General features: G+C 68.6%; 8 protein-coding genes and 2 pseudogenes. 6 read left to right on the top strand and 4 right to left on the bottom strand.

Features of this window, described 5'->3' with window-relative positions; translation table 11 throughout:
- Positions 1 to 130: 130 nt before the first annotated feature.
- Complete coding sequence (locus ACFU8Q_RS11735; protein ID WP_384451340.1) at positions 131 to 1,660, bottom strand: helix-turn-helix domain-containing protein; 1,530 nt, start codon at positions 1,658 to 1,660, stop codon at positions 131 to 133.
- A gap of 221 nt (positions 1,661 to 1,881) precedes the next feature.
- On the bottom strand, positions 1,882 to 2,505 hold the full coding sequence (locus tag ACFU8Q_RS11730; protein ID WP_384451337.1) for an RraA family protein: 624 nt from the start codon (positions 2,503 to 2,505) through the stop codon (positions 1,882 to 1,884).
- A 240-nt stretch (positions 2,506 to 2,745) separates the two neighbouring features.
- Between ACFU8Q_RS11730 and ACFU8Q_RS11725 the strand changes: the two genes are divergently transcribed.
- From ACFU8Q_RS11725 to ACFU8Q_RS11715, 3 genes and pseudogenes are all read left to right on the top strand, one after another.
- On the top strand, positions 2,746 to 4,002 hold the full coding sequence (locus ACFU8Q_RS11725) for a M20 family metallopeptidase (RefSeq protein ID WP_384451334.1): 1,257 nt from the start codon (positions 2,746 to 2,748) through the stop codon (positions 4,000 to 4,002).
- Between the two features lie 444 nt (positions 4,003 to 4,446).
- Positions 4,447 to 4,770 (top strand): annotated as a pseudogene (locus tag ACFU8Q_RS11720) (phytanoyl-CoA dioxygenase); the annotation flags it as partial.
- A gap of 181 nt (positions 4,771 to 4,951) precedes the next feature.
- The gene (locus ACFU8Q_RS11715; protein WP_384451331.1) at positions 4,952 to 5,473 is read left to right on the top strand and encodes a DUF5959 family protein; all 522 of its coding nucleotides are present in this window, start codon (positions 4,952 to 4,954) and stop codon (positions 5,471 to 5,473) included.
- A gap of 290 nt (positions 5,474 to 5,763) precedes the next feature.
- Here ACFU8Q_RS11715 and ACFU8Q_RS11710 read toward each other — a convergent pair.
- Positions 5,764 to 6,064, bottom strand: a pseudogene (locus tag ACFU8Q_RS11710) (TnsA-like heteromeric transposase endonuclease subunit); the annotation flags it as partial.
- Between the two features lie 267 nt (positions 6,065 to 6,331).
- Here ACFU8Q_RS11710 and acnA point away from each other — a divergent pair.
- The gene (gene acnA, locus ACFU8Q_RS11705) at positions 6,332 to 9,046 is read left to right on the top strand and encodes an aconitate hydratase AcnA (RefSeq protein ID WP_384451328.1); all 2,715 of its coding nucleotides are present in this window, start codon (positions 6,332 to 6,334) and stop codon (positions 9,044 to 9,046) included.
- Positions 9,047 to 9,125: 79 nt separating this feature from the next.
- Here the strand turns inward: acnA and ACFU8Q_RS11700 are convergent, their stop codons facing one another.
- Positions 9,126 to 9,851 (bottom strand): hypothetical protein, encoded by a 726-nt coding sequence (locus ACFU8Q_RS11700; RefSeq protein WP_384451325.1) that lies wholly within the window; start codon positions 9,849 to 9,851, stop codon positions 9,126 to 9,128.
- A gap of 232 nt (positions 9,852 to 10,083) precedes the next feature.
- Between ACFU8Q_RS11700 and ACFU8Q_RS11695 the strand changes: the two genes are divergently transcribed.
- Positions 10,084 to 12,933, top strand: coding sequence for a BTAD domain-containing putative transcriptional regulator (locus ACFU8Q_RS11695; RefSeq protein ID WP_384451322.1), 2,850 nt, complete (start codon positions 10,084 to 10,086; stop codon positions 12,931 to 12,933).
- A 167-nt stretch (positions 12,934 to 13,100) separates the two neighbouring features.
- Entirely contained in the window at positions 13,101 to 13,745 is a 645-nt protein-coding gene (locus ACFU8Q_RS11690; protein WP_384451319.1) for a histidine phosphatase family protein, read from the top strand.
- Positions 13,746 to 13,811: the final 66 nt, after the last annotated feature.

Raw genomic sequence — 13,811 nt, 5'->3', positions numbered from 1 at the left:
CACGTGCGTTGCACAAGGTGCTGAAAAACAACAGTGATCAATGGAGGGCCGTGAAGGTGAGTATCCGCAGGTCAGCTGGCATGTTGAGGTGTCGTGCCCCTTGCCTCCAAGGGGCACGACACCCCGCCGGTCAGATGTCCCGGAAGATCTCGATCTGCGCGCCCACGGAGTTGAGCCGCTCCGCCAGCTCCTCGTAACCGCGGTTGATGACATACACGTTGCGCAGTACGGACGTTCCCTCCGCCGCCATCATGGCGAGCAGCACCACCACGGCGGGCCGCAGCGCGGGCGGGCACATCATCTCGGCGGCGCGCCAGCGGGTCGGGCCCTCGACGAGTACCCGGTGCGGGTCCAGGAGCTGCAGCCTGCCGCCGAGGCGGTTCAGGTCGGTGAGGTAGATGGCCCGGTTGTCGTAGACCCAGTCGTGGATGAGGGTCTGGCCCTGGGCCGAGGCGGCGATGGCCGCGAAGAAGGGCACATTGTCGATGTTGAGCCCGGGGAACGGCATGGGGTGGACCTTGTCGATCGGCGCCTCCAGTTTGGAGGGGCGGACCGTGAGGTCGACCAGCCTGGTACGGCCGTTGTCGGCGGCGTACTCCGTCGTACGGTCGCAGTCGACGCCCATCTCTTCCAGTACCGCGAGCTCTATCTCCAGGAACTCGATCGGTACCCGGCGGATCGTCAGCTCGGACTCCGTCACCACGGCGGCGGCGAGCAGACTCATCGCCTCGACCGGGTCTTCGGAGGGGGAGTAGTCGACGTCCACATCTATGTGCGGAGCGCCGTGCACGGTCAGTGTGGTCGTTCCGATGCCGTCCACGCGTATGCCCAGTGCCTCCAGGAAGAAGCAGAGGTCCTGAACCATGTAGTTGGAGGAGGCGTTACGGATGACGGTCGTGCCGTCGTGCCGGGCGGCGGCCAGCAGTGCGTTCTCGGTCACGGTGTCCCCGCGCTCGGTGAGCACGATGGGACGGTCGGGCGTGACCGAGTGGTCTATCTGTGCGTGGTAGAGCCCCTCGGTCGCGGCGATCTGCAGGCCGAACCGGCGCAGCGCGATCATGTGCGGCTCGATGGTCCGCGTACCGAGGTCGCAGCCGCCCGCGTACGGAAGTTTGAACGCGTCCATCCGGTGCAGCAGCGGGCCGAGGAACATGATGATGGAACGGGTCCGGCGGGCGGCGTCCGCGTCGATGGCGTCCATGTCGAGCCGGGCGGGAGGGATGATCTCCAGATCGATCCCCTCGTTGATCCACCGGGTCCGCACGCCGATGGAGTTCAGCACCTCCAGGAGGCGGTAGACCTCCTCGATGCGGGCCACGCGGCGCAGCACCGTACGGCCCCTGTTGAGCAGTGAGGCACAGAGCAGCGCCACGCACGCGTTCTTGCTCGTCTTGACGTCGATGGAGCCCGAGAGCCGACGCCCACCGACCACTCGCAGGTGCATGGGCCCGGCGTAGCCGAGCGACACGATCTCGCTGTCGAGTGCTTCACCGATGCGCGCGATCATCTCAAGGCTGATGTTCTGGTTGCCGCGCTCGATGCGATTGACGGCGCTCTGACTGGTGGCGAGCGCCTCGGCGAGCTGACTCTGTGTCCAGCCACGATGCTGACGTGCGTCACGGATGAGCTTGCCGATGCGTACGAGGTAATCGTCTGACATGACGAAAGGTTATCTCAGATATGAGATGAGCCCTGAGGTGGGGTACGCCGTTCGGGTGACGGCCGTGTGCAGGCGTGGCAGTTGTCCGGCCGCGATCGCGTGACGAACGGTGCGGGTCACGGATGCGCCATGCGTTCCATGGTCCACCGGGCTCGTCGGGAAGGCGCGCGGTGTACGTCCGTCCGGGGTGGACGTACACCGGCCTCGGCCCGGCCCGCAGGTCAGCCCTCGAAGCCGCCTTCGGCCAGGATCGCGTCGATGCGCTCGCGGTGAGCCTTCTCCCACGCGTCGAGGGTTTCCCCGGCCTCCTTGGTCAACTTCTTCCGGGCGTCGCGCAGTACGTCCTCCCGGCGGTCGCGGGGTGTGACCACGACTCCCTCCTCGTCGGCCACCACGATGTCGCCGGGGGCGACGGTCACTCCACCGCACCGCACGGGGGCATTGAGCGGCCCGACGTCCTTCTTCGTACCCGGGATGGGGATGACTCCCCTGGCGAAGACGGGAAAGCCCATCTCGCGCACCTCGGCGAGGTCGCGGATCACTCCGTCGGTCACGAACGCCGCGATGCCGCGGCGCTGGGCGACGGCACAGACGTTCCCTCCGGCGAGCGCGTAGTCCACGTCCCCCGCCTCGACGACGATGACCGAGCCGGGTTCCGCGCGGTGGATGGCCGCGTGCAGCATCAGGTTGTCGCCCGGAGGGCAGCGCACGGTGAAGGCCGGTCCGGCGACTCGCGGGATGGACGGCCACAGTGGCCGGATGCCGATGTCCATGACCTGTTCGCGGCCCAGGAGATCGGCCAGGGTGGTCGGCGGGATGTCCTTGAACTCGGTGGCGTCGTTCATGTTCCTCCTTCGTCCGGGCACCCGTCCCACCGCAGGCGGTGCTTTCCCGCGCCCACCGCGCGAGCGCTGTGTCCGTCGGACGAGGGGAGGAGTGCGGCGGCGAGACTACCGAACGAGGTCTCCGGCCTGACGGCCACGGAAGCCCGGACTAGGCTCGCCCTGTATCCACGATGTCCGCGATGTCGATTTCTTCGACGGGACGTGCCGGGGGGGAGAGTCCCACTCGCGCAAGGAGCCTCCATGACCGACCGTGCCCACCCCGTGCTGGCAGGCCTCGACCGCATCGGCTCCGATCTGGAGGGCATCTACAAGGACCTGCACAGACACCCCGAACTCGGCTTGCGGGAGCACCGCACGGCGAAGAAGGCGGCCGACGCCCTGCGGAACCTCGGCTACGAAGTCACCGAAGGCATCGGCGGAACCGGGGTGATCGGCACCCTGGTCAACGGCGAGGGTCCGGTCGTCATGGCCCGCGCCGACATGGACGCCCTCCCGGTACGCGAACAGACCGGCCTGCCCTACGCCTCCACGGCCACGGTGACCGGCGAAGACGGTACCGAACGGCCCGTGATGCACGCCTGCGGGCACGATGTACACGTGACCTGTCTGATCGGCTGCGCACGGCTGATGGCCCAGGCCAAGGACGCCTGGCGAGGCACCTTCGTAGCGCTCTTCCAGCCCTCGGAGGAGAACGGCGACGGCGCCGACGCCGTGATCGACGACGGCTTGACGTCGAAGGCCCCCCGACCCGACGTGGTACTCGCGCAACACGTCCTGCCCTATCCGGCCGGCTATGTCGGCACTCGCTCCGGACCGTTCCTGTCGGCCGCCGACAGCCTGCGCATCACCGTGTACGGCCGGGGCGCGCACGGCTCCATGCCCCAGGCCGCGGTCGACCCCGTGGTGATGGCCGCGATGATCGTCGTACGCCTGCAGACCATCGTCTCCCGGGAACTGGCCGCCACCACCCCGGCCGTCGTCACCGTGGGCAGCGTTCATGCCGGCACCGGCCCCAACGTCATCCCCGACCGCGCGGTCATCCAGCTCAACGTCCGTACCTACGACGACGCCTCGCGCACGCACGTCCTGAACGCGATCGAGCGGATCGTCGAGGCGGAGAGCCAGGCATCCCGATCGCCGAGGCCGCCCGAGATCGAGAAGACCGTCACCTTCCCGCCCACGGTCAATGACGAGGCGCCGACCCGGCGCGTCGCCGAGGCGTTCGCCGCCCACTTCGGCGACGACGCGCACACCATCGACCTGCAGACCGCCAGCGAGGACATGAGCGAGATCCCCAAGGCGTTCGGTGCGCCGTTCACCTACTGGGGCATCGGGGGCATCGACCCCGGCCTGTACGCCGAGGCCGCCAGGAACGGGACCGTCGCCCAGGACATCCCGGTGAACCACAGCCCCGCCTTCGCCCCGGTCGTCCAGCCGACCCTGAACACCGGCGTCAGCGCGCTGACGGTCGCCGCTCTCGCGTGGCTCGGCAGGTGACCCGGTGGCCGACGCCCCGCCGCGAAAGGCGGTCGGCCAGGGCTGACCTCTCGCAGTGAAGATTGAGCGATTCTCACTGAAGGTTGAGTGGTTGGTCGGGGGCTTCGCGGTTCGAGTGTGATTGCGCCCTTCAGCCGGCCTCTGAGCAGTTGGCCCGTCCGAGTGCCGGGCGTGGCCGACGAGAAGTGGCAACCGGCTGCTGCTCTTCAAAGGGAGAGCGAGCCGGGCCGACCGCTGCCGCTCGACTTTCCGGGCTGCCTCGTGCACCCGACTTGATCGGGCAGGAGGACGCGGAGTGTTTGCCCGTCTCGGCAATGTGGTCCTGTGACCGCAGGGCGGTTGCCTCCGGCCTCAGAGGGGCAAGAAGGGGCTCGGTGAACACCCGACAAAGGCGGTGCGGAGAATGTCGGGTGACAGGGACCGGTGTCGCCGCACGATGGGGGCATGGATGACACGACCTTGGTATCCCGCTTCCTCCGTGACGGCTTCGTGAAGTCGGAGGGCGCCGTCGCGCCGCGCGTGGCCGCGGACTGCGCGCGGCTGCTGTGGCGAGAGACGGGATGCGACCCGGACGATCCAGCGACGTGGACGCAGCCCGTGCACTGGGTGGCCGGCATGGCGCGGGGGCCGTTCGCCGCCGCGCCCAACTCCCCGTCCCTGCAGCGCGCGTACGACCTGCTCGTCGGCGCGGGATGCTGGGAGCCGCGCTACTCGCTGGGCACGTTCCCACTGCGCTTCCCGTACGAGAAGGAGCCGGACGACGCGGGCTGTGGCTCCCGGTGGAGCCCGAGCACGGCTGAACAAAGCGGCAAGCCCGCCGGGGCAGGCGGGTATGAGCGGGCCGCCTCGACCCCAACCAGCCGCCGTATGACGATCACGTGCTTGCCAGCGGAAGCGGAGCCCACACCCGTCGGAGTCGTTCCTGAGCGCCTGCCGTAGGTTCCCGGCCATGGACACGAACACACAGCCCGATGCGATGGAGCTGATCCGGCTGGCCGACCTCAGCCAGAGCATCAGCGTTCGTCTGCGTTCGACCGAGCCCACCCTCGAAAGCCTCGGCGTCCGGTACTACGACGCGGAGGCCGTCGTCACCAGTGGCTTCGTCAACGGGACTGTCTACCTCGGGTTCGACTCCGAGGACCTCTCGGACTGGGGTCGGCTTCTGGACGCCATCGAGGAAGCCGAACAGGAGGCCGACCTCGACGAGCCGTTCACCGCAGACTGGCCCCAGTCAGGCCGTACCGCCTATCTACGATTCATTTCCGACGACCCCTACGTGGTCGAAGTCCATGACGGCACCAGCACTCAGATCGTCGTCTCCGTGCCGCTCGACATGGGCGAGGAGTGGATAGCCGAATCCAGGGAGCGTCTGGCTGCGGCCCGAGCCGCTCTTGGCGGTGGCGCAGAGGATTACCGTGGCGCAATCCCTGACCACGAACCCGCCCTTCCGCATGACACTCCGACTGCTTGACAACGACGATCGGGAATCAGTCACATCGAGTGATCTTGAGCGAGCCGGGCCTTCTTGCGCTGGAGGTAGAGCCGGGTGCGGCAGGCGGCTGAGCACGTCAGACGTATGTGGTTCATGCGTCCTGGCTTCAGGGGGGCCTGACCATGCGGCGCAGGTTGTCGGTTGTTGTCCGGGTGGGGTGGCGGGGTCCGGTGATGGCAGAGGGGACTCGCCTCTGTCGATCCGGCGGCGTATGCAGGCCGCATGGCTGCAGCGTTTCCGCCCCGCCCGAAGCCCACGCGGCTGCCGGAAGGGTAGCCGACGTGCCGAAACTCCCAGGCTGCCGCCGTGCAGGCCCGCTCAGTCGCGGCGAACGTCTCCGCGGTCCGCCCATCGACCTGATCCTCGGCACGGACATCGACCACCTGGGCGTGTCCGTCAGCGCCGTATGAAGCAGTCCGGGGCGTGACGCCGCTTCTTCCCGTCCTCACGCCAGTGCAGCCAGAACGGCTGGGAAGCGATCCCGGCCACGGCCGGGTCGAAGTCGAGCAGGATCAGCCGGTCCCGCTCCAGCCATGACTCGTACCCCACATGCCCGCCGGTGGTCGCCGCGGCGGTCACCTGCCTTCGCTGAGAAACGCTCAACCTTCACTGCGAGAGATCAAGGGCGCCCGCACATGACCGCGCTACGGTGATGTACTAGAGTTATCTCGACATCGAGATATATGCCGAAGGCGCACCGCAGTCCGCCATCGGGTAAGGGTTGCCTAACCAATCCTTGCCTCAGCGGATGGTCGAGGGGCCGTAGGCGGCACCACGCGGCGCCCGCCGTAATGAGGCGCGGCGCGGAGTACGCGCACATTGATGAAGGAGACTGTCGTGTCGGCGAACAGCTTCGACGCCCGCAGCACGCTGCGCGTGGGCGACGAGTCGTACGAGATCTTCAGGCTGGACAAGGTCGAGGGCTCCGCGCGCCTCCCTTACAGCCTGAAGGTGCTGCTGGAGAACCTGCTCCGCACCGAGGACGGCGCGAACATCACCGCCGACCACATCCGGGCGCTCGGCGGCTGGGACTCCCAGGCACAGCCCAGCCAGGAGATCCAGTTCACGCCGGCCCGCGTGATCATGCAGGACTTCACGGGTGTGCCGTGTGTCGTGGACCTCGCCACCATGCGTGAGGCCGTCAAGGAGCTGGGTGGTGATCCGGCCAAGATCAACCCCCTCGCCCCGGCCGAGCTGGTCATCGACCACTCCGTCATCGCCGACAAGTTCGGCACCAACGACGCGTTCGCTCAGAACGTCGAGCTGGAGTACGGCCGCAACAAGGAGCGCTACCAGTTCCTGCGCTGGGGCCAGACCGCCTTCGACGAGTTCAAGGTCGTCCCCCCGGGCACCGGCATCGTCCACCAGGTCAACATCGAGCACCTGGCCCGTACGGTCATGGTCCGGGGTGGCCAGGCGTACCCCGACACCCTCGTCGGCACCGACTCGCACACCACCATGGTGAACGGCCTCGGCGTTCTGGGCTGGGGCGTCGGCGGCATCGAGGCCGAGGCCGCGATGCTCGGCCAGCCGGTCTCCATGCTCATCCCGCGCGTCGTCGGCTTCAAGCTGACCGGCGAGCTGAAGCCCGGCACCACCGCCACCGACCTCGTGCTGACCATCACCGAGATGCTCCGCAAGCACGGCGTCGTCGGCAAGTTCGTCGAGTTCTACGGTGAGGGCGTCGCCGCCACCTCCCTCGCGAACCGCGCCACCATCGGCAACATGTCGCCGGAGTTCGGCTCCACCGCCGCGATCTTCCCGATCGACGGCGAGACGCTGAAGTACCTGCGTCTGACCGGCCGTGACGAGCAGCAGGTCGCGCTCGTCGAGGCGTACGCCAAGGAGCAGGGCCTCTGGCTCGACCCGGCCGCCGAGCCGGACTTCTCCGAGAAGCTGGAGCTGGACCTGTCGACGGTCGTCCCGTCGATCGCCGGCCCGAAGCGCCCGCAGGACCGCATCGTCCTCGCCAACGCCTCGCAGCAGTTCGCGCAGGACGTCCGCAACTACGTCTCCGAGGACGAGGAGGCGGGCAAGGAGTCCTTCCCGGCCTCCGACGCCCCGGCCGCCACCAACGGTGTCCCGACGCGCCCGACCACGGTCACGGCCCCCGACGGCACGACGTACGAGATCGACCACGGCGCCGTCACCGTCGCCGCGATCACCTCCTGCACCAACACCTCGAACCCGTACGTCATGGTCGCCGCGGCGCTCGTGGCGAAGAAGGCGGTCGAGAAGGGCCTGACCCGCAAGCCGTGGGTCAAGACCACCCTCGCCCCGGGCTCGAAGGTCGTCACCGACTACTTCGACAAGGCGGGCCTGACCCCGTACCTCGACAAGGTCGGCTTCAACCTCGTCGGTTACGGCTGCACCACCTGCATCGGCAACTCCGGCCCGCTGCCGGAGGAGGTCTCCAAGGCGGTCAACGAGCACGACCTGGCCGTGACCTCGGTGCTCTCCGGCAACCGTAACTTCGAGGGCCGGATCAACCCCGACGTCAAGATGAACTACCTGGCGTCCCCGCCGCTGGTCGTCGCGTACGCCATCGCCGGTTCGATGAAGGTGGACATCACCAAGGACGCCCTGGGCATCGACCAGGACGGCAAGCCGGTCTACCTCGCGGACATCTGGCCGTCGGAGGCCGAGGTGAACGACGTCGTCGCCAACTCCATCGGCGAGGACATGTTCAACAAGTCCTACCAGGACGTCTTCGCGGGCGACGCCCAGTGGCAGGCGCTGTCGATCCCGACCGGCAACACCTTCGAGTGGGACCCGCAGTCCACCTACGTGCGCAAGCCCCCGTACTTCGAGGGCATGACGATGGAGACGACCCCGGTCGAGAACATCTCCGGCGCCCGGGTGCTCGCCAAGCTGGGCGACTCGGTCACCACCGACCACATCTCCCCGGCCGGTGCGATCAAGGCCGACACCCCGGCCGGCAAGTACCTCACGGAGCACGGCGTCGAGCGCCGTGACTTCAACTCCTACGGCTCGCGCCGTGGTAACCACGAGGTCATGATTCGCGGCACCTTCGCGAACATCCGCCTGCGCAACCAGATCGCCCCGGGCACCGAAGGCGGCTTCACCCGCGACTTCACCCAGGCGGACGCTCCGGTGTCGTTCATCTACGACGCCTCGCAGAACTACCAGGCCGCGGGCATCCCGCTCGTCATCCTGGCGGGCAAGGAGTACGGCTCCGGCTCGTCCCGCGACTGGGCCGCCAAGGGCACCGCGCTCCTCGGCGTCAAGGCCGTCATCGCCGAGTCCTACGAGCGCATCCACCGCTCGAACCTCATCGGCATGGGCGTCCTCCCGCTCCAGTTCCCGGAGGGCGCGAGCGCCGAGGCCCTCGGCCTGACCGGCGAGGAGACCTTCTCCTTCACCGGCGTGACCGAGCTGAACAACGGCACCACGCCGCGCACGGTCAAGGTCACCACCGACACCGGTGTGGAGTTCGACGCGGTCGTCCGCATCGACACCCCCGGTGAGGCGGACTACTACCGCAACGGCGGCATCATGCAGTACGTGCTCCGCAGCCTGATCCGCAAGTAGGCAGCAGAGCCGAAGGGCCGCACTCGGGAATCCGGAGTGCGGCCCTTTCCCGTACCGGCTTACCGTTCCGCGGCCACCGTCAGAGCTTCTTGGGCGAGGTGTAGCCGACGACGTACGGTGACACAGCCGACTGCTTGGTGTTCTTGTAGTTGAGCTTCTCACTGGAGTTGCCCTCGACGGAGAAGTACGCCTTGTACTTGGTGCTGTACGCGGTGAGGACACCGACGTGGTCGATGACACCGTTCCTGTCCCAGTCGTAGCTGACGACATCGCCCTTCTTGGGCACGTAGCCGCCCTTTTTGGCCACGTCGGCGCGAGAGTGCCAGGTGTGGTTGGTACGCCCGTAGCTGTAGAAGGAACCGGCGGACGAGTTGATCCCCGTGACCTTCGCGCCGCCCCAGTACCAGGTGTACTTCGCGAAGTCGGAGCACCAGGCGCGGGACTTCCACTTCACGGGGGTCCAGGTCTTGGTGCCGTTGACGTACATGTAGCCCTTGCTCGTGCCGCAAGTAGCACGGTTGGTGCCTGTGCGCGGGGCGCTCGTTCCGTCGAAGCGGCGGTTGCGCGGGTCGGTCCAGAAGCCGGTGTAGAAGTTGCAGTTGTTCTTGGCGTTGACGCCGTTGGCCGCGCCTTCGTACTTGCGCTTCTTCACCTCGGCGTTGGTGCTGATGTACTGGCTGAGCGCCTGCTCGGCTATCTTGTCGCCGATCGGCTTGGCCGGGGCCGCGGTAGCGGGGTGTGTCGTGACCCCCAGGGTGAGTGCGGTGCCGAGGCACGCCGTTGCCAGGGCATGGCGAATACGCATGTGTGCTCCTTGAGATCGGGATGTCGTCCTGCTTCTCGGCAGGTGGGTCCTCGTCGGCCGGCTTCGTTGTCTCCTCCGGCAGCCCGTCACCGACCGTCCGACGGGATGGCCATCACCCTGCTCGACCGACCGTGTCCCAACCTTGAAAAGAGCTTGAAACAGCTGCTTGGAGCCGCTGGCTTCGGTCTAGGATCGCGCCCCGGGGGTGGTTGGTGTGGAGGTGGAGTTCCGTGTGTTGGGAGGGGTCGAGGTCCGGGTCGACGGCCACCGGCTGGACTTGGGACCCGCTCGGCAGCGGCGCGTTCTGGCGGTGCTGCTGCTCGAAGCCAACCAAGTGGTCACGGTGGACGAACTCGTGGACCGGGTCTGGGGAGAGCAAGCCCCACAGCGCGCCCGGTCGACGCTTTACAGCTACCTCTCCAGGCTGCGCCTCGCGTTACGCACCGCGGCCGAGGAGGCGCAGATCGCGCGGCGGTCGGGAGGATACGTACTGGCCGTAGCCGCCACGGATGTCGACCTGCACCGCTTCCGGTCCCTCTCCGCCAGAGCCAGGACCACCGCGCAGGCGGGGGACGAGACAGCGGCGGCGCGCCTCTTCGAGGAGGCTCTCGCTACCTGGCAGGGCGACCTGTGCCCCGGCATGGACACCCCATGGTTCAACTCCCGGCGCGAGGCGGCGCAGGTCGAACGCCTCGCGGCCGTGCTGGACTGGAGCGATCTCCAGCTGCGCCGCGGGCTCCACACCGAGCTGGTGACCGTGCTGGCCGGCCTCGCCGAGGACAACCCTCTGGACGAACGGCTTGCCGGACAGCTGATGCTCGCCCTCTACCGCGGCGGACGCCCCGCCGACGCCCTCAACCACTACCAGGACCTGCGTCGTCGTCTCGTCGAGGAGTTGGGCATCGACCCGGCGCCGCCGCTGCGGAGCCTGTACCAGCAGATCCTGATCTCGGATCCGCGGCTCGCCCCGCCGACGCGCGACGCCGCGTCCGACCCGGTGCACACCACCACGACACACCCCAGACAACTGCCCGCTCCGCCGCCTCTGCTGGCCGGCCGGGACAGTGAACTGGTTTGCCTGGACAAACTGTTGGCACCGCAAGGCGAGCCGCACAGCGGGACCGTGCTGATCGCCGCGATCTGCGGCACCGGCGGCGTCGGCAAGACCTCGCTGGCACTGCGCTGGGCGCATGGCTGGCAAGAGCGCTTCCCCGACGGTCAGCTGTTCGCCGATCTGCGGGGCTTCACCCCCTCCGGTGAACCGGCCGACCCGTACACGGTCATGCGCGGTTTCCTGGAAGCCCTCGGCGCCGATCCCGGGAGCCTTCCCGCCACCCCCCAGTCCCAGGCCGCGCTGTACCGAAGCCTCACGGCAGGCCGGCGCCTGCTCATCATGCTCGACAACGTCCGTGACACCGACCAGGTGGTGCCCCTGTTACCGGGCAGCGCCACCTGCACGGTCCTGATCACGAGCCGTCACCGGCTCCCCGGCCTGGCCGCCTCCCACGGCGCCGTCCAGCTCACCTTGGAGACGCTCGACCGCGCCGAGGCGCGCGACTTACTCGTCCGCCGCATCGGTGCCGACCGGATCACCGCGGAACCCGCGGCGGCGACGGAACTCCTCCACCACTGCGCCGGGCTCCCCATCGCCATCAGCGTCCTCGCCGCCCGCCTCACCACGAACCCCATGCTCACCCTGACCGCCCTGGCGTCCGAACTCCGGGAAGCGGAGACCCCGCTGGACGCCCTGGAGACGGGCGAGACGAACGGTGACATACGGATCGTCTTCGCCTCCTCCTATCTCGCACTCGACACCGATTCCGCCCGGGTGTTCCGGCAGATCGCCCAGGCACCCGGGGCGGACATCGGCCTGCCCGCCGCCGCCAGCCTCACCGGCCTGCCGCTTCCCCGCCTCCGTACCCGGCTGCACCGCCTCCAGGCCTACCACCTCGTCCAGGAACGCGTCCCCGGCCGCTTCACCTGCCACGACCTGTTGCGGGCGTATGCCCTGGAGCTGGCGGAGACCGTCGCCCCCGCCGGTGAAGCGGATGCGGCACTGACCCGCGTTCTCGACCACTACGCGCATACCGCGTACGCGGCCGACCGGCTCCTGCTGCCCTACCGCGACCCGCTCGTGCCGGTGGTGCCGGCGGACGGCACGCGCCTCGAGGAATTCGCCGACGCCGAGCGGGCCATGGCGTGGTTCGCGCGCGAGCACACCGTGCTGACAGCGGCCGTCAACCACGCGGTACGCGCCGGACGCGATGCCCAGGCATGGCGGATGGCATGGGCGATCACCACCTTTCTCGCCCGCCGGGCGTGGTGGGCCGACGTCACCGCCGTGCACAGCACCGCGCTCGCCGCCGCGGTTCGCCTCGGGGATCCGGCCGCCCAGGCGGAGTCCCGTCGCGCGCTCGCCTGGGCCTGCACGGAGACCGGGCGCTTGGCGGAAGCCCACCAGGAACTGGCCCACGCGCTGGCCCTCTCGGAGACGAACGGCGATCTCCTCTCTGCCGCCCACACCAATCTCACCCTGGGCTGGCTGTACGAGCGCGACGGCGACCAGCCCGCCGCTCTGCGGCACGATCAGAGCGCCGTCGAACAGTTCACCTCGATTGGAAACCTCCCTGGACGGGCCCGCGCTCTGAACGCGGTGGCCTGGGACCACACCCAGCTCGGGGACCACGACGCGTCGGTACGCCGCTGCCAGGAGGCGCTGGCCATCCAGCGGGAGCTGGGCGACGAACGAGGCCAGGCCAACACCTGGGACACCCTCGGCTACGCCTACCATCAACTCGGCGATCACACGAAGGCCATCGACTGCTACCAGCACAGCCTGGACCTCAACCGTGCACTGGAGCACCGCTACAACGAGGCCTTGACACTGGTCCACCTGGGCCAGACCTACCGTGCGACGGAAGCCGTCGAAACGGCCAGGGGCGCCTTGCGCGAGGCCCTCGGCATCTACCTTGAGATCAACGCTCCCCATTCCGAAGTGAACCAGGCCCGTGTACTCCTGCGCGAACTCGACAGTCCACCGGTTCCGGACGGTCCGGACAGCCCATTTGTCGGTCGGTCCTAGCCTCTCTGTTCGGTTGCGATGATGCGGTGGCGTTGATCGGGACATGAGCCTGCCGTACCCGGGAAACGAGGCATCGGTCGCCCCGTCCCGGGCGCCTGGAATGCGATCGTGGACCAGGGGGTTTGCCGGTTACGCAGTACGAACAGCACAGAGAGCGGATGACACCCATGGGCGAGTTGATCCTGATCAGGCACGGCGAGACCGAGTGGTCGCGGTCCGGGCAGCACACGAGCCACACCGATCTGCCCCTGACCCCCTTGGGTGAACGCCAGGCCCGCGCCCTGGCTCCGCTGCTCGCCGACCGGCAGATCGCGCTCACCCTGGTCAGTCCCGCGGTACGCGCCCGGCGCACCGCGGAGCTCGCCGGGCTCACCGCGCCCCGCATCACGCCCGACCTGCGTGAGTGGGACTACGGCGGCTACGAAGGGGTGACCACCGAGGAGATCCGCCTCACCCGCCCCGAGTGGAATCTGTGGACCGACGGGGTCGCCCCCGGTCCCGAGGCGCATCCCGGTGAGACGCCCGCCGAGGTCGGTGCGCGTGCCGACCGGGTGCTGGCACAGGTCGTGCGGGCCGCGGGCCGTGATACGGAGGAGGACGTCGCGCTCGTCGCCCACTCCCACTTCCTGCGCGTACTCACCGCCCGCTATCTCGGCCTGACCCCGGCCGAGGGCACGCTGTTCCAGCTCGCCACGGGGGCGGTCTCGCGGCTCGGCACCGAGCACGGCAATCCGGTTCTGACGGCGTGGAATGTGACATTGCCCGAGAGCTTGTTCCCCCGGGCCGTTCTGGAGAGCCCGGAGCGGGACTGAGCGGGACCCCAACCGCGCCGTCGCGCGGCTGCCCGACCAACGGGCCGACGGCCGGTACCCCGGGGC

It is taken from the genome of Streptomyces sp. NPDC057543, assembly GCF_042801895.1.
GTDB lineage: Bacteria > Actinomycetota > Actinomycetes > Streptomycetales > Streptomycetaceae > Streptomyces.
The sequence above is the reverse complement of the archived record's forward strand: the minus strand, read 5'-3'. Positions and strand labels throughout refer to the sequence as shown.

Coding starts and splice junctions, on each gene's coding strand:
- ACFU8Q_RS11690 (WP_384451319.1), top strand. CDS start 13,101: ATGGGCGAGTTGATCCTGATCAGGCACGGCGAGACCGAGTGGTCGCGG.
- ACFU8Q_RS11735 (WP_384451340.1), bottom strand. CDS start 1,660: ATGTCAGACGATTACCTCGTACGCATCGGCAAGCTCATCCGTGACGCA.
- ACFU8Q_RS11725 (WP_384451334.1), top strand. CDS start 2,746: ATGACCGACCGTGCCCACCCCGTGCTGGCAGGCCTCGACCGCATCGGC.
- ACFU8Q_RS11730 (WP_384451337.1), bottom strand. CDS start 2,505: ATGAACGACGCCACCGAGTTCAAGGACATCCCGCCGACCACCCTGGCC.
- ACFU8Q_RS11715 (WP_384451331.1), top strand. CDS start 4,952: ATGGACACGAACACACAGCCCGATGCGATGGAGCTGATCCGGCTGGCC.
- ACFU8Q_RS11700 (WP_384451325.1), bottom strand. CDS start 9,851: ATGCGTATTCGCCATGCCCTGGCAACGGCGTGCCTCGGCACCGCACTC.